The sequence below is a fragment of the Nonomuraea sp. NPDC050691 genome (genome assembly GCF_040654455.1).
In the GTDB taxonomy this organism is placed as follows: domain Bacteria; phylum Actinomycetota; class Actinomycetes; order Streptosporangiales; family Streptosporangiaceae; genus Nonomuraea.
The window spans coordinates 15675-34014 of the sequence record NZ_JBFAIA010000024.1 but is presented as its reverse complement, the minus strand read 5'-3'; the positions used below and the strand labels follow the sequence as shown (position 1 = coordinate 34014).

Below are 18340 nucleotides of genomic sequence, written 5' to 3'. Positions count from 1 at the left end.
CGCGTCGCATCCCTCCGACCAGCGGCAACAGATCGGTTGCGGCATTCTCGGCCCGAACCAACACGAACCCCCATTGACTCATAATCCGTGGGTCGTGGGTTCAAGTCCCACCCGCCCTACTCACCAATACCGCGTTCGACCTGCGGTTTCTCGGTTCTCGTGGTCACGGTCCGGGCACTGCCTTCCGCGCAGCAGTCAGCGCCGCGATGCTCAGGCCATGGCGGACTGAGCGAAGCTGATCGAAGCGGTCGCAGGCTTGAACGCGACAACGCCCCACCCATGAACCCCCAGCAGTGAACGCGACACTCCCAGCGAGCTCAACGGGCGTCTACCCATGTCCAGACCGCGGGTTCGCCTTGCCCTACCAAAGCGCCCCCATTACCGCCCCGGACCCTGACGCTGGACAGGCCGAACGGCGCCGGACCGGTATCGACAGCCACCGAGCAAAGCTGTAAACCAGCACGACGAGCATGTAGCAATCCACCACGGGAACCACGCCGAGAATGCAGCCGGCTACCCGTCAACCAACCCGCACACATATTCAGGGAACTCGTCCTTAGACGAGTCGGGCCGCCCAACACGCTGCCCGAAAACGCTGACCTGCTGGAACGAGCTCCGGGCGGGGTAGCGATCTTAACCGCGCGGGGGAACGCTATCCCTATTTTCAGTACGAAACTCTTCCCTCATCCGCGCACCAATCTGGACGCTTGAACCGGCCGGAACACGAGGCGGGGGCCGGATTCGCCTCGCCCGACACGCGTGGCGAATCGCCGGTAGGCGTACAGCTACCAGTGCCTCTCCACGCCGAACGGCGCATGTCACGTCCTTGATCCCCCTCGGATCTCCTGACGCCCTGGGATTCCTACCAGACATCGATGCGGCCTGGTACCCAGCCCTTGACGGGTGGGGATCGGGGACAATGCCTTGGCTCGATCCTCGCCCCCACCTGTGAGATCAGCTACAAGGAATAGTGCGCATAAGCCTTCGGCGACTCCGCAGCTGCCAGAGAGCGCCAACGTCGCTCCATGAGGAGGAAACAGACGACGATCGAGCCGATCATCGCGGCAGCTGCTGTCCATACTGGCCGCTGCCGAGGCGGCGGCCACGTCGCTGCAGGAAGCGCACGAGGCGGTGGAGGAGGGGCTCAAGGATGCGTGGGAGGCGCTGGAGGAGACGCGGGAGGAGATGACGGGGTCCATCGGCCGGTTCGCGCGGGACGAGGCGGCCCGCGTCGTCGCCGAGACCGTGCCGCCCGTCGTGGAGGTCAGGCCGGCGGCGGCCTCTTCCAGCGAGCATCACGAATCCGTATGTCCTGCCGTACCTGTCGCCCGGCGCTCCCCAGCGGGAGACGTCTGATACCGCGCTGGCGTGGTGCCGGGAGATGTTCATCCGCCTGGGCCTGCTACGGACCTGCTGAGGATGAGGGCTTCAAGAACTGGGAGGAGTGACCGTGTAGAAAGGGGAGATATCCAGTTCGTCCGGTGTCTCCAACAGCCTGCGCACCAGCTTGCCGTCGAACGCCACAACGCGAACCTCGTCGTTGGTGGCGTTGTCCATCTCCCAGCAGTACAGATGGGACTCGTCGTACCAGCCGAGCACCTTGTCACAGTCGGAGGTGAATCGGCGGAGTTGCTGGCCGGTGCCGGCGTCCCAGAGGCAGTGGTCGCTGTCGTCGCCGCCTGGGCAGTCGGTCACGAACATCTTGCCGGAGGGCGAGAAGATGCCGAGAGTGCCGGACGCCAGCGGCCCGACACCCGGGAAGTCCCGCACGGGCTTGCCGGAGGCGTCGAAGAAGCGCAACCCCTTGTCCTTGCCGTAGACGATGACCACGCCTGCTTCATCGGCGTCCCAGCCGAAGTCGCTGTCCCGGATCGAGTCGTCGGCCACGTTGACCTTGCTGACCTTGCCCTGGGCCACGTCGACGATGGCGAAGCCCATCGTCGACCAGCTTTCCTTGCCCTCCTTGTTCTCGATCTTCTTGTTGATGTTGAGAAGGACCTTCGAGCTGTCCTTCGACCAGGTGCGAATTGTGGTGTCCAGCGGCCGGTGTACGGTCTTGATCCGGACACTGGAGCCCACCTGCCTGTCGGTGAGAAGGACCGAGTCGTAGCCGTCCGAGGTGTAGTCGTCAGACCGTCCCGCGAGATAGCGGCCGTTGGGGGAGACCAGTGACTCCAAGTTGTCCGGATACTTGTCGAACGCGCCATGGAGCGATTGCCGGGCATAGTCGACGTTGTCCTCGCCATTTTCTTCGTCGACTTCGTACGCCGTCAGAGTGATCGGGTCGGACGGGCCCTCGTAGTGCGTGATCGAGCCGCCGGGCAGCGTGGTCTTGACGACGGTGGCCGAGGTCGGAGTCACCTCCTTCGACGGCGTGGCCGGGGGTGTGCCGGAAGCGGTCACGGGCGTGGGGTTCCAGACAAGTTTGGGCACCACTATCCCGGCCAGCACGAGGGCCACGAGAATCAGCGCGCCCGCGCCCATGAGGATCGGCCTGCGCGATGGCCCGGTGTGGTCCACCTGTGGCGCGCCCCCCGGAGACGCCTGCTTGGTCCCCTCCACGAGGGGGTCGGATCCGGGATCCGGATTCCGCAACAGGCGCATGATCACGTCCATGGCCGTCGGCCGCTTCGCCGGATCCTTGGCCAGGCACTGCTGCACCAGGTCACGTAGCCGTCCGTCGAGCGAGCCGAGATCGGGCGGATCGTTGAGTGTCCGGCTCATTACGGCGTGTGCCCCGTCGCTGCCGAACGGCGCTCGCCCGCAGGACGCGAAGACCATCGTGGCAGCCCAGGAGAACATGTCGGCAGCGGGCCCGAGCCCCTGCCCCGTGATCTGTTCGGGAGACATGTATGCAGGCGTCCCGATCTGCGTGCTGCTCGTCATCGTGGCCGGGCTGAGCATGCGCGCGATACCGAAGTCGATCACGCGCGGCCCGCCGGGGCCCATGATGACGTTGCCGGGTTTGAAATCCCGGTGCACCACGTTGGCCTCGTGGATCGCGGCAAGCGCGGTCGCGGTGCCGATGGCCAGCCGCTCCAGCTCCCCACCGGCGAGCGGGCCGTCGTCCTTCACGGTTCGGCCCAGGGAGGGGCCCTCGACGTACTCGCTCATGATGTACGGCCGGCCCTGTTCGACGCCTGTGCTGAGCACTGTCGCGGTGCAGAACGGCGCCACCCGCCGGGCGACGTCCGCCTCTTGCAGGAAGCGCTCGACGCTCTCCTTGTCGTCGGACGCGTCACCGCGCAGCCATTTGATGGCCACGCGTGTACCCATCGGCGTCCTGGCAAGATAGACAACGCCCTGCCCACCTTCGCCCAGCTTGCCGAGGAGCTCCAGGCCACCCAGCTCTTGGGGATCGCCGGGCACAAGCGGCGTGAAGTTGCGCATGCCGTCATTGTGATGCCGAGCATTGGATCTACGACAAGCTTACTAACTGGTAGCCTTTTCCAGAACACCCTTCTGTCAAAACGCCTCCCGCGTCAGGGACCCCTCCCGGGAGTCGGCGGTTATCGTGACCCCCGGAGCCGCGTGGAGAAGAGGATCGGCGACATGGCGTGGACGATGCGCAGGCACCTGAGCAAGGTGGAGATCGTGCCGAAGCAGGTCGGAAACCTCGCGGACGGATTTCCCCCGGCCGTGCCCGGCACCCTGTGCGTCCGAGGAACCAACGGCGAGATACGTGTCGCTCCCGATGCCGGATTCGACGTGATATTCGGGCGCTGCGAGCCGGACGTGCACGTCTGCGTCGGCCCGAACGACCTGTACGTCAGCCGACAGCACGGACGCATCACTTACGAGCACGCGCGATGGATCCTGTACAACCTCGGCAAACTGCCCATCCGCTTTCCAGGGGGACGTCTGGTGCTCGCCGGACAACGGGCGACGTTGCCGGCGGCGCACACCCCGCTGTTCATCGTCGCTCCCGAACAAGAGCACCTGCTCGAAGTACGGATCGTCATGACACCACCGAGTTCGGGCCCGGAAAACCGCCAAGAGGCCGACACCCGCGACCCGACCGGATGGGACCTGAGCCCCAACGAACGCCTGGTCCTGACCTGCTTGGCCCAGCGGTACCTGCTGCCTGAGCCCTGGCCGCAGCCGCTGACCTGGGCACAGGTCGAGGACGAGCTCCGCGTCCTCCGGCCCGGAGAAGGGTGGACCGCCAAACGGGCCGCTCATATCGTCACCCAGACGCGCAAGCGGCTCAGCGCCAAGGTGCCCGGGCTCCTGGAGGAGGAGATCCCACCGCCGCTGGGCAACGCACTCAACCACAACCTGATCACCGCCCTGTTGACCAGCGCGACGATCGGCGCGTCGGACCTCCGACTCCTCGATGAACCCCGCCCATCACCATAGGATTCCCCTCAGTGGCACATGGGGCGAACGTCGCCATGCGGTGAGCGGCGACCATGACGATGTCACCCCGCGTGTTCTGGAAGACCCGCTGGTACGTCTGGAACAACAGCCCCGGCGGGGACACGGCAGACATCTACCGGGGCTCCGATCTGAAGAAGATCGACACCTGCTCGTGGAGGCGCGGCTCAGACTCGACCGCCTGCTGAGGAACCGTCGGAGGTGTCTCCTACACTCGCCGTCGGGTGGGGCCCCGGGCATGACAAAGAGCCCGCCACCTCCTTCGAGGGGTGGCGGGCTTTGCCTTGTGCCTGAAGTGATCAGCAGCGCCCGGCATGATGCGGCACCGGCTGGTACGGCTGACGCCAGCTACGCGCCTGAAAGCCCCCTCGCCCGCCGACACCGGCCACGACAGCCGGCGAGATTTTCACGATCTCCAGCACCGCCCGCGCTGGGCTTGATCGCGGCCAGATCGACCGGGCTCGGCGCGGACAAGCACCAGCACCGTTTGGAGGTCACGCGAGCTGTCCGGTACGCCGACGCGGCGCTGTGCGAAGAGGAGAACCGGGACTGAGTCCTGCGTCGCCGTGCTGCTCCTCCGCGACGCCTTCGGCTCAGCCCTGCGTTGACAACCGCAGCACGGCCTTCTTCTTGGACAGCGAGAGGGCGCTGATGGTGATGCCGTTGAGCGTGCTCGTCGAGCCCTTGCTGAAGTACGACGAGCCTGACACGCCCGGCCCGCTGGACTGCACGCTGACGCCGCTGGCATTGAAGGAGATGGTCAGCTTGGTGAAGACGAAGCTGGGGTCGATCCGGAATGAGACCTTCTTGGTGATGGTGATCTTGCAGTTGCCGTCGTAGCAGGCACGAAGGTTGGGCTTGGCTGCGGCGGACGCCGTGGGGGCGATGGCGGGGACGAGGGCGATGGACGCGGCCACCGCCAGGGCGGCGGTCCTGATCGTGGCGGACATGATCCTCCTTGCTCTTCACATGAGGTTGGGGCGGGTGATCAGAGCCCTCCCATTGTGTGGCGGCTGCTCCGGGACCGGTCCCGGAGCAGCCGAGCCCATGAGGAGCGGCCGGCAGGGCGGTGGCGGGCACAAACGGGTGGCAGACGCGGTTCGCGGGCGGCCTGCCAGTCGCCGTCCAGGGCGGCGACCGCGGAGCGGGCATGCTCGTACCAGTGGCCAGCAGGAAGGTGGGGACCTCGGTAACACCCCGAACGGCTCTCGCGCCCTGGGCCAGTCCTTTCTGGATCTGTTCCTGCTGTCACTGCAAACGGTCGCTGACGAGATCGCCGAGGTCGCCACGTCCGGGCACGGCGATGCCGGGCATCGTCACCCAGCTCGTGGACTTCAACTGGGGCCCCGACGAAGCGGCGCCGCGCGTGGTCGCGACCGACGTCGGCACGCGTCACGAGATCACGGCCGAGGCGCTGCAAATGCTGCTCGCCGCAGGCGCGCTCACCCCGACGACAAGCTGGAGGCGTATGTGCGGCAGACGATGCGCCTGCCGGAGAAGCCGCTCGCGCCGCCGGCCCGCCGGCCGAGCCCGGATGACGAGAAGCCGGAGCCTGGATCTGAGCCTGCCTCTGGGCCGAAAACGGAGCCGGAGGACGGGCAGCAGCAGGACGAAGTCGCCCTGCCCACAGGCGCCCGCGCGCGGCACAGCCGTGTAACCCGCAGGCCGCGGCCGAGGAACGGCGTCAGCTTGACCCTTGGAATCGCAGTCCGGCGTCGATCCTGACGCGATCCAGAGCCTCTGGCAGGAGGTGCTGGACGCCCTCATCGCCGCTCGCAGGCGGAGCTGCCCGGTGGGTTCTCATGTCGATCGCGTGGCTCCGAACCCTTTCTGCGCTCCGCTGTCCTCGCCCGTGTCGGCTCCTTGGCGGAGGGTATGCCACCCGTCCGCCCCTATCTTCACCCGCCATGCCAGCGGCCATTCCCGCTGCGCGCCCTCGGCCGGTGCGGCTCGCACGTCAGTGAGATTCGCCCTGTCTAGGCCCGTCGCTCCTCGAACACGGCACTTCTATTGAAAGTCGCCTTTTGGAACATCACGTCCCGGTTGAAGGTCGTCTTGGTGAACCAGGCGTCTCGATTGAAGGTCGTCTCGTCGAACCAGGCGTCTCCATCAAAGATCGCCCTCGCGAACCAGGCGTCTCGATTGAAGGTCGTCTCGCCGAACCAGGTGCTGCCGGTGAAGCTGGCCCCACTGAACGTGGCGTCAGCGTTGAAGGTCGCCTTAGCGCAGCCGACATCGCCGTTGAAGCCCACCTCATCGAACCGGGCTGCGCTGTCGAAAATCGCCTTGTTGAACCAGACGATGGTGGCAAAGGTCGTCTTGGCGAACCAGGCCGCGCCAGTGAAGTTCGCCTTGCTGAACCACGCGGCGCTGGTGAAGGCCGTCTCGTCGAATCTGGCGACGCCGTGGAAGGTCGCGCCGTCGAACTGGGCGTCGCCGATGCGGCAACAGCTTAGATCGAGGTCGATAAGCGTGGCGCCGGTGAGGTCGAGCCGGATGCCGGGCCAGTGCAGCGGGTTGGGCTGGGCCCGTGAGGGCCGCCACCGGGACCGGGGCGGTGAGACCGTATAGCGCAGGTGCGCGGCCAGGATGCGTTGGGCGGTGAGTCGGACTTGGCGTTCCTCGCGCGGATCCCGCCCGACCGAGGGGACGGCCGGAGGTGTAGAGATGCCAGCAACGGCGGCACGAGGGACGGCGGACTCGGGCGCCTCGGTCCTACCCGAGGCTGGGGTGTACGGCATGCGCAAATAAGCGCAGATCACATCCACGATGGTCTGCCGTAGTGCCGGGGTGTCCTGAGCGAGGCGTTCCAGGGCATACAGGCCAGCGAGACGGACAGGAGCCTGATCATTGCCGAGTTGTTCAGCGGCCTTGGTGTACAGCTCGGTGACCCGACGTTCTGCGGCGTCATGAGCGGTGTGCGCCGCGGCCAATTCCAGGTGACGCTGCCAGCGAACGGCGAGCAGCAGAGTCACGCCGGCGCCAACGCCGGCTGCAGCCGCCAACGCAGTGCGGACGGCTTCAATCCGGGCGGACACCTGCTCGGCAACGGGCAGCTTGTCCAGGTCCTGAAGCAGCCACGCGGTGGTGCCCCAAGCCGCAACGCCGATTAGCAGCGCTGTGGGGAGCGCCCACCACCACATCGAGCGCGGCGGACGCAGCTCGGGTGGGCGAGCAGGTGACTTGGAAGGCCGCGAGAGGAAGCCCATGACTCATTTGACCGCGCCGGGGGCCGTCTGCCAGCCTGAGTGATCAAGTCGTGACGGGGCCCGTGCGCCGCGTTACACCTGCTTTCCTGGCGGCTTCCATCTGGGCCTGCTTCTAAGCAAGGAGGACTGACGGGTGAGGCATACAACCGCACGGCCGCGCGCCCAACAGCGGGGGGGACGCACCCGATTGGTATCGCATCCGCAACGCGGCCGGCGAGGACGGCGCCCCCGCCGAGGTCTACATCTACGACCGGGTCTCCTGGTGGGGCGTCTCCGCGCAGAACTTCATCAGTGAGCTGAAGGAGATCTGCGCGCGCGAGATTCGGCTGCGGCTGATTCGCCGGGTGGCGAGGTGTTCGACGGCATCGCAATCGCCAACCTCCTCAGGTCACACCCTGCCAAGGTCACCACGTGGGTGGATGGCCTGGCCGCATCGATCGCGTCGGTGATCGCCCTCGCCGGCGACTGGGTGATCATGCAGCCGCATAGCCAGATGATGATCCACAACCCGTGGGCGACGTGCATCGGCGACGCCGCCGACATGCGGGACGCAGCCGAGCGGCTCGACCGCCAGTCCGACAACCTCGCTGCCGTCTACGCCGAACGCACCGGCGGCGACATGAAGCACCGGCGCGAGCTGATGCAGGCCGAGACGTGGTTCACCGCCGCCGAAGCAGTCGCTGCGGGCCTGGCCGACGAGGTGGCCGAGCACAGCACTCCCGACGACACCACGCAGGACGCACCGGATGACAATGCCAAGGCCAGGGCCTGCGCATGGGACCTGAGCGTGTTTCACTACGCCGGCCGAGAGCAGGCGCCCGCCCCGAACCTGGCCGCCGTCCACAACACCCGCCTGCCTATGAACGGCCAGGCCAAGCATGCTCCCCAACCGGGCCGGCCGCGGGGCCCCAGAAAACACAGGAGGAGGACAGCATGTCCACTCTCGCCGAGGGGCTGCGTGAGCGGCTCGGCATCGCCAGCGAAGCCGAGCTCGACGACGCCGCTCTGCTGGAGGCGCTACTGAGCCGAACGAACCTGAACTGCCTGAGTCCCGATGAACAGCGGGGCGAACAGCTCCGAACGGCCCTGAAGATCGTTTGGGGACCTTGTAAACAGAAGGTCAGGGGTTCACTTCCCTCGTCGGCCCGCGGCTCAGAGGCCCTTCGGGGACATCCCGGAGGCCCTTTGTGATCTCCGTACAGTAGAGCGGTACAGCAACGTGGTCTTTCGACGGCAGGAGTCGCGGTGGCAGAGACTCGGATGCTCACGTTCGCCATGTGGCGCGACGGTCATTGCTTGGGTCTCGAAGAGTTGCTCAGGTCTCTCAGGCCTCTGATCGAGACCTACGAGTGGCGATTGACGATCGACTGGTTGATTCCCGAGATCGAGATACCCCAGGATATGTGGCTGTCGACGGACCAGGTAGTTCACTTGTTCGACTCTCACCTACAGCTTGTGGATGGAGAGGCAGAGGGCCGCAATGCCGGTTCATCGATACCTGATGTTTGCTTGCGAGCTTTCGACAGCGGTTCGTGGGATGTCCAGACGGCCAGGCCGGACATTGCCGGGAGACTCGGTGAGCTCTACCCGGATGCGGTTGAACTCGAGAAATGGTGAAGGCGCCCCTGCCTGTACCCGCTAGTTGTCTTGACCCGCAGGGTTGTTGACGCGGGTGATCGGTGGTTGGCCGCCGATTGCGGTGTGGCATCGGTGGTGGTTGTAGGTGTGCAGGAAGTCTTGCAGAGCCGCGGTGCGTTCGTCGTTGCTGGTGTAGGGGCGGATGTAGGCCCATTCGTCGAGCAGGGTGCGGTTGCAGCGTTCGACCTTGCCGTTGGTCTGTGGCCGGTAGGCGCGGGTGCGTTTGCCGCTCGCGCCGAGGTCGGCCAGGGCTTGTTGCCAGGCGGTGCTGCGGCGGTAGTTCCAGGCATTGTCGGTCAGGACGCGTTCGATGCGGGTGATGCCCACGGTGGTGAAGCAGGCGGCGGCGCGGCGCAGGAACGCGGCGCAGGTGCCGGCCTTCTCATCGGGGTGGATCTCGCTAAGACCGTGTCGACATGGAAGAAATCGCAGGCCAGCAGCCCCTTCGCTTGCAGCCGTAGAAACGTCCGCCAAGAGGTGTCGAAGCTGCGAGGAGCCGGACCGTGTCGGCGCGAAAGCAGGATCCGTCGCACGGTCACCTCACTGGCCTGCAAGCCGAGGCCGACCAGTTCGCCGTGTACCTGCCGATACCCCCACCCGGGGTTCTCCCGTGCCAGCCGGAGGACCAGCTCCCGGACCTCCTTGTCGGCAGGAAGCAGGCCAGGGCCGCCAGGAGCGCCCGATCGGCCCAGCCCGGCTTCGGCCGGACGACCTGACGCTGCAACACCGCCACCTCATGGCGGAGCACCATGATCTCGACATCCTTGGATGCCTGGCCACGCCCCAGCAACACCAGCCAGCCGAACACCCGAATCAGAGTCAGCTACAGCAGGCGAACCGGCACAGACCGCGAACTTGCCCGCGAGGCGTCTGGGGGTCAAAGCCCCAGATCAAGCACCACGCGATGAGTTATGAAGCGGTACGGGCGCCGGCTTCTGCGCGGAGCACGCCTGCTTCATGCTGATCTGCTTGAGCACCGGCTGCGGACCTGCCGCAGCGATCAGTGGCCTCGTTCCCGGCCGAGGAAGCACGACAGGAGTCGCCTGAAGTCGTGCGGGTGTTCGAGCGCCGGCACGTGCCCGCATCGGCCGAGCACGTGCAGACGGACATCGGCCAGGTGTTCGAGCAGGGGCAGGGCTGCCGTCCCGAGCGGGGTGACTCGGTCCTCGGCGCCGTGGACGAGCAGCACGGGCGCGCGGACCCCTGCCAGCGTTTGCGCCGAGAGGGTGAGCTCGTCGGCCCAACGTGCCCTGGGTGGAGGGAACAACGACGCGAATGCGGCCGCCCCCGCTCGCATCGCAGCTGCACGGGCAGCGACGGCCGACTCGGTCACGAGCGCTTGGTCGAGGACGAGGCGACTCAACATGTCTCGTGCCCCGAGCGGGCCGGCGGGGGCGGCCCAGATCGCGTCGAGCTCGGCGGACAGCGGCGCCCCGGGGGCGCCCATCGTCGAGACCGCCACGACACGGGTGACCTGCTGGGGACGCGCGGCCGCCAGCGCCAGGGCCACGGCACCGCCCATGGAGTGGCCCACCACGGCGTAGTGCTCGACACCGAGAGCATCCATCAGGGCCGCGGCCTGCTCCGTCCACAGCCGGAGCCCACCCCTGGAGCCCGGCGGGATCGGTGTACGGCCGAACCCCGCCTGGTCGGGAGCCACCAGGTGCCAGGACGTGCCCAGCGCCTGGGCCGTCGTCGCCCAGGCGCCGGATCCGGTCGTACCGGGTCCGGAGCCGTGCAGCATCAGCACCGCGGGCCCGGTGCCGCTCTCCAGGACGTGGACGGGAGAGCCGTCGACTTTGACGGTCCGAAGTGCCATCACCGGGACAGGTCAGGTGTGCTCATGCCGATGCGGAGTTGATGGACTTCGAGAAGACCTCCATCATCGCCCTGCCGAATTGCGGCATGTCGGGCCACCCCCGGCAGGAGACGAGGTTGCCGTCCACGACGTCGGGAGCGTCGATGACCGTCGCGCCCGCGTTCTCCATGTCACCGGTGATGGGGGGGAAGCACGCCGTCTTCCGCCCCTTCAGCAGCCCGTACACGGCCGGCACCTGCGCGCCGTGGCACACCAGCGCGATCGGGAGGTTGCGCGCGAAGAAGTGCTCGGTGATGCGCCTGACGTCGGCGTCGACCCGGATCCACTCGGGGGCGCGTCCCCCAGGGATGATGAGGGCGTCATAGCGCTCGACGTCGACCTCGGCCCAGGGCACGTCGACCGGCAACTTTCGGCCGTTCTTCTCCACGTAGGCGTCGGAGTTGGGGTCGAACTCGTGGATGACCAGCTGTACGTCACGCATCGTCCGTGACGAGACGTCAACGTCCCAGCCGCCCTCCTGCACGCGATAGTAGGGATACATGGTGTCGAGCTCCTCGGCGGCGTCGCCGGTCAGGAGCAGCGCTCTGGGCACCTGCTTCTCCTCGCATCTGAGGCGGGTGAGGTGGATCCGATCCGATCCGATCCGATTGCGTCAGCATTCCTCGGCCCGGCCCGCCCGTCAAGCCTTTCCCGCCATTCCGTCCGCATCCTTGACGTCGTCGAACAATCGCCGGAACCGCTCGCCGGACAGCAGAATGTGCCGACGCATGGCGTAGGCGGCGGCGTCGGGGTCACGCGCGGCGATCGCGGCCAGGACTTCTTCGTGCTCGGCCATGGCCAAGTGAGTGACCTGGGTGTCGTGGAGAAGCCGGAACAGGTGCACGTGCGTGTGCAGGCGAGCGAGCGCTTCGCGGATGACCTCGTTCTCCGCGCTCAGGGCGACGAGATCGTGAAAAGCGGCGTCGCGCAGCCCGAAGGCGCCATAGGCCATGAGCCCGTCGCCCCCCTCCAGCTCCGCCATCTCCTCCAGCAGTCGTCGCAGACCGGCCACCTGCTCCGGGGATGCGCGTTCGGCGGATCTGCGCGCCGCTGCCGGCTCGAGGAGCAGGCGGACCTCAAGCATGTCCTCGAATCGGTGACGGGTGATCTGGGGGGGAATGCGATAGCCGGCATGGGGCACACGCACGACCAGGCCCTCGGCCTCCATGCGGTTCAGAGCGTCTCGGATCGGTGTCTGCGAGACCCCCAGCTCTCGCGCCAGGGCGTCGATCGTGACGCGGGAGCCAGGCTCGATCCGTAGCGACATCAGCTGTCCGAGCAGCGTGTCGTACACCTCGTCGGCAAGCCGGCCGCGAGATCTTCCCGGTGGCATTCCGGCCGTCATGGCTCCACGGCGCCGCGCGATCATCGCCTCGTCGTCCATCGTGACATGAGGTCCTTTCTTGCGTTTTCGGGAACCTGTTGACATCGGTCGCAACGCTGCGGGATGTTGACGCCCCCACTCGGATCGTATAGGAAAGGTGACGGATGCCAGCCATCCTTCACCCATCGGGGAACCGCCCGCCATTGCTCCGCTTCGATCAGTTGGAGCTCCCATGAGCATGCTCGACGTCCTTCTCGGTTCGCCACCGGGCCGCACAAGGGCCGAAGGACTGCTCGACTGCCTGAAGCCCCATGACGTCGTGGCGTACTCGTGACGCCGGTCTGCGGGTCAGCCCCTGCGACAGCCGGCAACACGCCTGAACACCCCAGCAATTGCTCGGCGAAGCACGCAGCAGGGCTCCAGAAGTCCCCCCCAGAAAGCAGGCAAGAAGATGCGGTATCCAAAGCGAAGAGGACGACTGTCCGTTCCCGGTCGAAAGGTGCAGCTGGCGACGGCGGCCATGTTAGCGGCCACGACCGTGGCGGCTTGCGGCGGCGACACGCAGGCGAGCGCCCCCAAGGCACCGGCGACCATCCCGGAGCTCACCAAGGACCCGCTGACCCTCAGCTTCATCTGGTTCGACTGGCCCCCCGCCCACGCGCTGGAAGACTTCGCGAACGCGGAGTACACCAAGGAGCGGTCGAACGTGACCATCAAGGTCAACACCGTGCCGAACGCGAACTGGCACGACGCGATGTTCACCCAGTTCGCAGCGCACAAGACCGACTTCGACATCCCGATCCTGGACTCGCAACACATCGGCGAGGCCGTGACGAACGGCAACATCCTCGACATCACCGACTTCGTCAAGAACAACATCGACGTCAAGGCCTACAACCCGTACCTCCTGGCGGCCTACGGCCAGTTCCCCCAGGCGGAGACCGGGAAGCGCGACGAGAACGCCCCCCTGTACGGGCTGCCGCTGCTCGGCGACACCTGGACGATGATCTACCGCAAGGACCTGATCGGCGACAAGCCACCGCAGACCTGGGACGAGATGATCTCAGTCGCCGAGAAGTGCCAGGCGGAGCACCCTGGCGTCAGCGGGCTGGCTTTCCACCAGGCCAACGGCTCCGACGCCGCGGCCGTGACCTACAACACGGTCAACGGCGTCTACGGCGGCAACCTCTGGGACTCCAAGACGCGCAAGATCCAGGGCGTCCTCAACGACACTGCGGGCCAGGAGGCGATGGACGTCCTGGTCAACAAGATGAAGCCGCTGACCGCCAAGGGCTCCGGCAACTGGTTCATCGACGAGGTGAACGCGGCGGTCGCCCAGGGCAAGGCATGCATCGCGTTCAACTGGATCGCCGCGAGCGGCGGCCTGCTCGACCCGAAGCAGTCGACGCTCGGCACCACGCGGAAGCAGATTCTCGACAAGCTGGGTTTCGCCCCTCTGCCGAGTCAGAAGACGAACCTGGTGCCTCTCGGCGGCATGGGGATGCACGTGTCGGCCTACTCCTCCACGACGAACCAGGCGGAGGCCCTGAACTTCATGAAGTGGTTCGAGCGGGCTGACATCCAGAAGAAGTGGGCCGCCGCTGGTGGCGTGCCATCGCGTACGGACGCCCTGGAGTCGCCCGAGTTCCTCAATGCCCAGCCGTTCAACCAGGTGTACACCGACTCGGTTCCGCGGATGCGGGACATGTGGAACGTGCCCGAGTACGCGCGCCTCGTCGACATTGAGAACACCAACGTGAACGCGGCTCTCAACGGCGCGAAGAAGCCGAAGGATGCGCTCGACGACATCGCCAAGGAGCAGCAGGGCGTGCTCGACTCCAGCAGTCGCAAGGGCGGCGGCGGACTGTGAGTGACCCCGTCCCTCTGACGACCGACCACCCCGGGCAGGTGGCGTCCGCGACGCCGCCTGCACCGGGCCGGTCCCGCCGCTTGAGCGACCGCTGGCTCGCCGTGGCCTTCATCTCCCCCGCGTTGCTGCTGTTGCTCGCAATGTCGGTGTTCCCGTTGCTGTGGGCGTTGTACCTGTCTTTCACCGACTACTCGGCCACCCGCGGGGGGCCCGCCCATTTCATCTGGTTCGAGAACTTCACCGCCATCCTGACTTCGGCGCAGGTCCACCTGAGGGCCTTGACGACGTTGATCTACGTGATCGGCGCGGTCACCCTGCAGACCGTGCTCGGTTTCGCCATCGCCTACCTGATCTCACGGCGTACGCACGGGCGAGGACTGCTGACCACTCTGTTCCTGGTTCCGATGATGCTGTCGCCCGTCGTGGTCGGGCTGTTCTGGCGATTCATGCTCGACGCGCAATTCGGCGTGATCAACAGCATGCTCGGCTCGCTCGGCCTGGGGCAGGTGGAGTGGCTCACCCGGCAGCGAACGGCATTGATTTCCCTGATCGTGGTCGACACCTGGCAATGGACGCCGTTCATCATGCTCATCGCACTCGCGGGCCTTACCGCGGTCCCCAAGTACTTGTACGAGGCCGCCTCGATCGACCGGGCGTCCGAGTGGTTCCGGTTCCGCACCATCACTCTTCCGCTGGTGTGGCCGCTGCTCCTCATTGCCGTGTTGTTCAGGGCCATCGAGGCCTTCCGGCTGTTCGACCTCGTCTACATCCTCACCAGCGGAGGTCCGGGGGTCTCCACCGAGACGTTGTCGTTCCACGTCTACAAGGTCGCGTTCCTGGGCTTCAACACCGGAACCGCCTCGGCGTACGGAATCCTCATGGTCCTCGTCGTCATGGTCCTCACGCAGCTCTACCTGCGCTACTTGAACAAGCTCAAGGAGGACTGATGGCCCTCTCCGTCGACGAGGCCGTGTCCACAGGTCCTGCCCGGGATCACACGCCCCCCGCGCGTCGCTTCGGCGGCCGGGGCCGCTCCGCGCTGGAGGTCGCGCTGCTGACCGTGCTGGCCGTCGTGATGCTCTTCCCGGCGCTGTGGATGATCGAGACGTCCATCAAGGAGAACCGGGACGTCTACGCCATCCCGGCCAAGTTCTTCGACTTCAAGGTCACCATGGACCATTTCAAGGACGTGTTCGTCGCCTCCGGCGGCGGTCGCTCGGCCTTGTCCGTCTCGTTCCTCAACTCCGTCGTGGTCGCCGGGGTCTCCACGGCGCTGGCCACCGTGCTGGGGGTCCCGGCGGCCTGGGCCTACTCACGCTTCGCCGTGAAGGCCAAGAAGGACCAACTGTTCTTCATCCTGTCCACCCGCTTCATGCCGCCCGTGGTGGTCGTGATCCCGATCTTCCTCATGTACCGCCAAGTCGGACTCATCGACACCAAGCTCGGCCTGATCCTCATCTACGCCGCGTTCAACGTCCCGTTCACGATCTGGATGATGAAGGGGTTCGTCGACGAGGTGCCCGCAGAGTACGAGGATGCCGCCATGCTCGACGGCTACACGCGCTTGCAGGCGTTCTGGCGATTCACCCTTCCCCTGCTCCTGCCCGGCATCGCCGCGACGGCGGTCTTCGCCCTCATCTTCTCGTGGAACGAGTTCGTGTTCGCCATCTTCCTCACCTCCAGCGACGCCGTGCGGACGGCCCCACCCGCCATCGCCGGCCTCATCGGTGGAACCACTGTGGACTGGGGTCTCGTGGCCGCCGCCTCCGTGGTGTTCGCCCTACCGGTGCTCGTCTTCGCCTACCTGGTGCGCAAGCACCTCGTCGCCGGTGTGACGCTCGGGGCGGTGCGACGCTGATGGCGGGCATCGAGGTGACCGCCCTGCACAAGCGCTACCCGGACGGGACGGTCGCAGTTGATCACGTGGATCTGTCCATCGGCGACGGCGAGCTGTTCGTGATGCTCGGCCCTTCGGGTTGCGGCAAGACGACCACGCTGCGGGCCATAGCCGGCCTGGAGAGACAGACGACGGGCGACATCCGCATCGGCGACACGCTGGTCAACGACCTGCCGCCCGCCGAGCGCGACATCGCCATGGTGTTCCAGTTCTACGCTCTCTACCCGCATCTGAGAACCCGCGACAACCTGGCGTTCCCCCTGCGGGCCGAGGGACTGCCCAAGCAGGAGGTGCGCGAGCGGGTCGACGAGGCCGCCCGGCTGATGCGGCTCGGTCCGCTCCTGGACCGGCGACCGCACCGGCTGTCCGGCGGGGAGCAGCAGCGCGTCGCGCTTGCTCGCGCCCTGGTGCGACGGCCGCGCGCATTCCTCATGGACGAACCTCTCACCAATCTGGACGCGGAGCTGAGGGCGGACATGCGCACGGAGATCAAGCACCTGCAGGGGGAGCTGGGGACGACGATGGTCTACGTCACCCACGACCAAGTCGAGGCGATGTCGCTCGGTCACAGGATCGCCATCCTCAACAAGGGCCGCGTCGAGCAGATCGGCACGCCGCTTGAGGTCTACGACCGTCCGGCGAGTCTTTTCTGCGCCGCATTCATCGGCTCCCCGCCGATGAACCTGATTGAGGCGGAGGTGGCCGACGGGAAGCTGCGCGGTCAGGGCGGACTGGTTCTCACGCCACCGCCGAACCTGCCGCGCGACCGTCGCCTGGTCGCAGGCGTGCGGCCGGAGGCGCTGGAAGTCACGGAACCAGGGGCGGAACGTTCGGTCCCGGCCCGTGTGGTCTCGGCGGAGTGGCTGGGCGACGAAATCATCTACGTGGTTGACCACGGCGGCCGGCGCGACGTACGGGTTCGGATGCCACCGACTGTCCGTTTCTCTGCTGACGCACCGGTCGGGCTGCGGCACACCGGCGGCCCACCGCCGGTCTACGACGCGAGCACGGAAGAGCTGGTGGCCTGATGGGAACCGTGGCAGTGCACGGGCTGTGCAAGTCCTTCGGTAAAGTCCAGGCCCTGGACGGGGTGACGCTGGACGTGCCGGACGGCTCGTTCTTCGTCGTGCTCGGGCCCTCCGGGGCAGGCAAGACGACGACCCTGCGAGCGATCGCCGGCCTTGAGAAGCTTGACGCCGGGTCGGTGCATCTGGACGGGAGGGACGCGACCGGTGACGCCCCGGCCGCACGCGACCTGGCCATGGTCTTCCAGAACTACGCCCTCTACCCGCGACACACGGCGTACGAGAACATCGCTTCGCCGCTGCGGGCACGCCGCTGTTCCTCGAGCGAGATCGCCGCCGCCGTCGAGCGGATGTCGAGCCTGCTGCACATCGAACGTCTGCTGCAGCGTCGTCCCGCGCAGTTGTCGGGCGGTGAGATGCAGCGTGTCGCCCTGGCCCGGGCGCTGGTCCGTCGTCCGCGCGCGTTTCTCATGGACGAGCCGCTGACGAACCTCGACCTCAAGCTCCGCGTCGAGATGCGCACCGAGCTCACCCGCATCCACCGGAGCCTCGGAGCAACCTTCATCTACGTGACCAACGACCAGGTCGAGGCCCTGTCCATGGCCGACCAGGTCGCGGTCCTCAAGGAGGGGAAGGTGCAACAGGTCGGAACGCCGGCCGAGGTGTACGAGCGGCCGGCCAACCAGTGGGTCGCAGGCTTCGTCGGGAGCCCGCCGATCAGCCTGCTCGCCTGCCACACCGAGGGAGATCGTCTGGTCGGGGCGGAAGGCTGGACGCTGCCGCGGCCCCGCTGGACCACGGCTGAGGACGGTCGTCCGCTGCTGCTGGGCCTGCGCGCAGAGGACCTGTCCGTCGAGCAGCGTGGGGACGCGTCGTTGTCGGGTGAGCTCTACGGCCTTGAGCCGCTCGGTGACCGAACGGTGGTCGACGTCCGGGTGGGGACGGAGATCCTCAAGGTCAAGGCACGACCCACCGTCATCGGCACGCCGGGCGAGCGGCTGCTTGTCACGGTCGACCTGGACCGTGCGCACCTGTTCGACGCGGGCACCGGGCTGGCGCTGTCCGAGGCCGGTAGGTAACCGCGCAGGGCGGGGACGTCAACATGCGCCCACAGGTGGCAATCGAGCCTCGGCGCGACGCTG

General features: G+C 66.8%; 16 protein-coding genes and 1 pseudogene. 10 read left to right on the top strand and 7 right to left on the bottom strand.

Annotated elements, in window-relative coordinates:
- Positions 1–1131 precede the first annotated feature (1131 nt).
- Positions 1132–1356, top strand: a complete 225-nt coding sequence (locus AB0H81_RS13160) for a hypothetical protein (protein ID WP_358373362.1) — start codon at positions 1132–1134, stop codon at positions 1354–1356.
- 72 nt (positions 1357–1428) lie between these two features.
- Here the strand turns inward: AB0H81_RS13160 and AB0H81_RS13155 are convergent, their stop codons facing one another.
- Positions 1429–3390 carry a WD40 repeat domain-containing serine/threonine protein kinase gene (locus AB0H81_RS13155; protein ID WP_358373360.1) on the bottom strand — a complete coding sequence of 654 codons (1962 nt, stop codon included), beginning with the start codon at positions 3388–3390 and terminating at the stop codon, positions 1429–1431.
- Positions 3391–3531: 141 nt separating this feature from the next.
- On the opposite strand from AB0H81_RS13155, the gene AB0H81_RS13150 reads away from it, so the two are divergent.
- The gene (locus AB0H81_RS13150) at positions 3532–4359 is read left to right on the top strand and encodes an FHA domain-containing protein (protein WP_358373357.1); all 828 of its coding nucleotides are present in this window, start codon (positions 3532–3534) and stop codon (positions 4357–4359) included.
- A gap of 53 nt (positions 4360–4412) precedes the next feature.
- The gene (locus AB0H81_RS13145) at positions 4413–4565 is read left to right on the top strand and encodes a hypothetical protein (RefSeq protein WP_358373355.1); all 153 of its coding nucleotides are present in this window, start codon (positions 4413–4415) and stop codon (positions 4563–4565) included.
- 405 nt (positions 4566–4970) lie between these two features.
- On the opposite strand, the gene AB0H81_RS13140 is transcribed toward AB0H81_RS13145, so the two are convergent.
- Together AB0H81_RS13140 and AB0H81_RS13135 are read right to left on the bottom strand one after the other, a co-directional pair.
- A complete protein-coding gene (locus tag AB0H81_RS13140) occupies positions 4971–5327 on the bottom strand; it encodes a hypothetical protein (protein ID WP_358373352.1) in 357 nt (118 codons plus the stop codon).
- A gap of 1026 nt (positions 5328–6353) precedes the next feature.
- Positions 6354–7586 (bottom strand): pentapeptide repeat-containing protein, encoded by a 1233-nt coding sequence (locus AB0H81_RS13135; RefSeq protein WP_358373350.1) that lies wholly within the window; start codon positions 7584–7586, stop codon positions 6354–6356.
- Positions 7587–7893: 307 nt separating this feature from the next.
- Here AB0H81_RS13135 and AB0H81_RS13130 point away from each other — a divergent pair, with 307 nt between their 5' ends.
- Together AB0H81_RS13130 and AB0H81_RS13125 are read left to right on the top strand one after the other, a co-directional pair.
- Complete coding sequence (locus AB0H81_RS13130) at positions 7894–8610, top strand: head maturation protease, ClpP-related (protein ID WP_358373480.1); 717 nt, start codon at positions 7894–7896, stop codon at positions 8608–8610.
- 221 nt (positions 8611–8831) lie between these two features.
- The gene (locus AB0H81_RS13125) at positions 8832–9203 is read left to right on the top strand and encodes a hypothetical protein (RefSeq protein WP_358373347.1); all 372 of its coding nucleotides are present in this window, start codon (positions 8832–8834) and stop codon (positions 9201–9203) included.
- A gap of 21 nt (positions 9204–9224) precedes the next feature.
- Here the strand turns inward: AB0H81_RS13125 and AB0H81_RS13120 are convergent.
- From AB0H81_RS13120 to AB0H81_RS13105, 4 genes and pseudogenes are all read right to left on the bottom strand, one after another.
- A pseudogene (locus AB0H81_RS13120) lies at positions 9225–9626 on the bottom strand (integrase core domain-containing protein); the annotation flags it as partial.
- 598 nt (positions 9627–10224) lie between these two features.
- Positions 10225–11043 (bottom strand): alpha/beta hydrolase, encoded by an 819-nt coding sequence (locus AB0H81_RS13115; protein ID WP_358373477.1) that lies wholly within the window; start codon positions 11041–11043, stop codon positions 10225–10227.
- 22 nt (positions 11044–11065) lie between these two features.
- Positions 11066–11635 carry a DJ-1/PfpI family protein gene (locus AB0H81_RS13110; RefSeq protein ID WP_138666282.1) on the bottom strand — a complete coding sequence of 190 codons (570 nt, stop codon included), beginning with the start codon at positions 11633–11635 and terminating at the stop codon, positions 11066–11068.
- Positions 11636–11722: 87 nt separating this feature from the next.
- On the bottom strand, positions 11723–12466 hold the full coding sequence (locus AB0H81_RS13105) for a GntR family transcriptional regulator (RefSeq protein WP_358373344.1): 744 nt from the start codon (positions 12464–12466) through the stop codon (positions 11723–11725).
- Positions 12467–12905: 439 nt separating this feature from the next.
- On the opposite strand from AB0H81_RS13105, the gene AB0H81_RS13100 reads away from it, so the two are divergent.
- The 5 genes from AB0H81_RS13100 to AB0H81_RS13080 all read left to right on the top strand — a co-directional run bounded on the left by AB0H81_RS13100 (position 12906) and on the right by AB0H81_RS13080 (position 18277).
- On the top strand, positions 12906–14276 hold the full coding sequence (locus tag AB0H81_RS13100; protein WP_358373341.1) for an extracellular solute-binding protein: 1371 nt from the start codon (positions 12906–12908) through the stop codon (positions 14274–14276).
- Positions 14277–14356: 80 nt separating this feature from the next.
- A complete protein-coding gene (locus tag AB0H81_RS13095) occupies positions 14357–15223 on the top strand; it encodes a sugar ABC transporter permease (protein WP_349453489.1) in 867 nt (288 codons plus the stop codon).
- Positions 15223–16134, top strand: coding sequence for a carbohydrate ABC transporter permease (locus AB0H81_RS13090; RefSeq protein WP_358373338.1), 912 nt, complete (start codon positions 15223–15225; stop codon positions 16132–16134). Before AB0H81_RS13095 ends, AB0H81_RS13090 begins: the two co-directional genes overlap by 1 nt.
- Complete coding sequence (locus AB0H81_RS13085; RefSeq protein WP_358373335.1) at positions 16134–17201, top strand: ABC transporter ATP-binding protein; 1068 nt, start codon at positions 16134–16136, stop codon at positions 17199–17201. The genes AB0H81_RS13090 and AB0H81_RS13085 overlap by 1 nt, the downstream gene beginning before the upstream one ends.
- Positions 17201–18277 carry an ABC transporter ATP-binding protein gene (locus AB0H81_RS13080; RefSeq protein ID WP_358373332.1) on the top strand — a complete coding sequence of 359 codons (1077 nt, stop codon included), beginning with the start codon at positions 17201–17203 and terminating at the stop codon, positions 18275–18277. The genes AB0H81_RS13085 and AB0H81_RS13080 overlap by 1 nt, the downstream gene beginning before the upstream one ends.
- Positions 18278–18340: the final 63 nt, after the last annotated feature.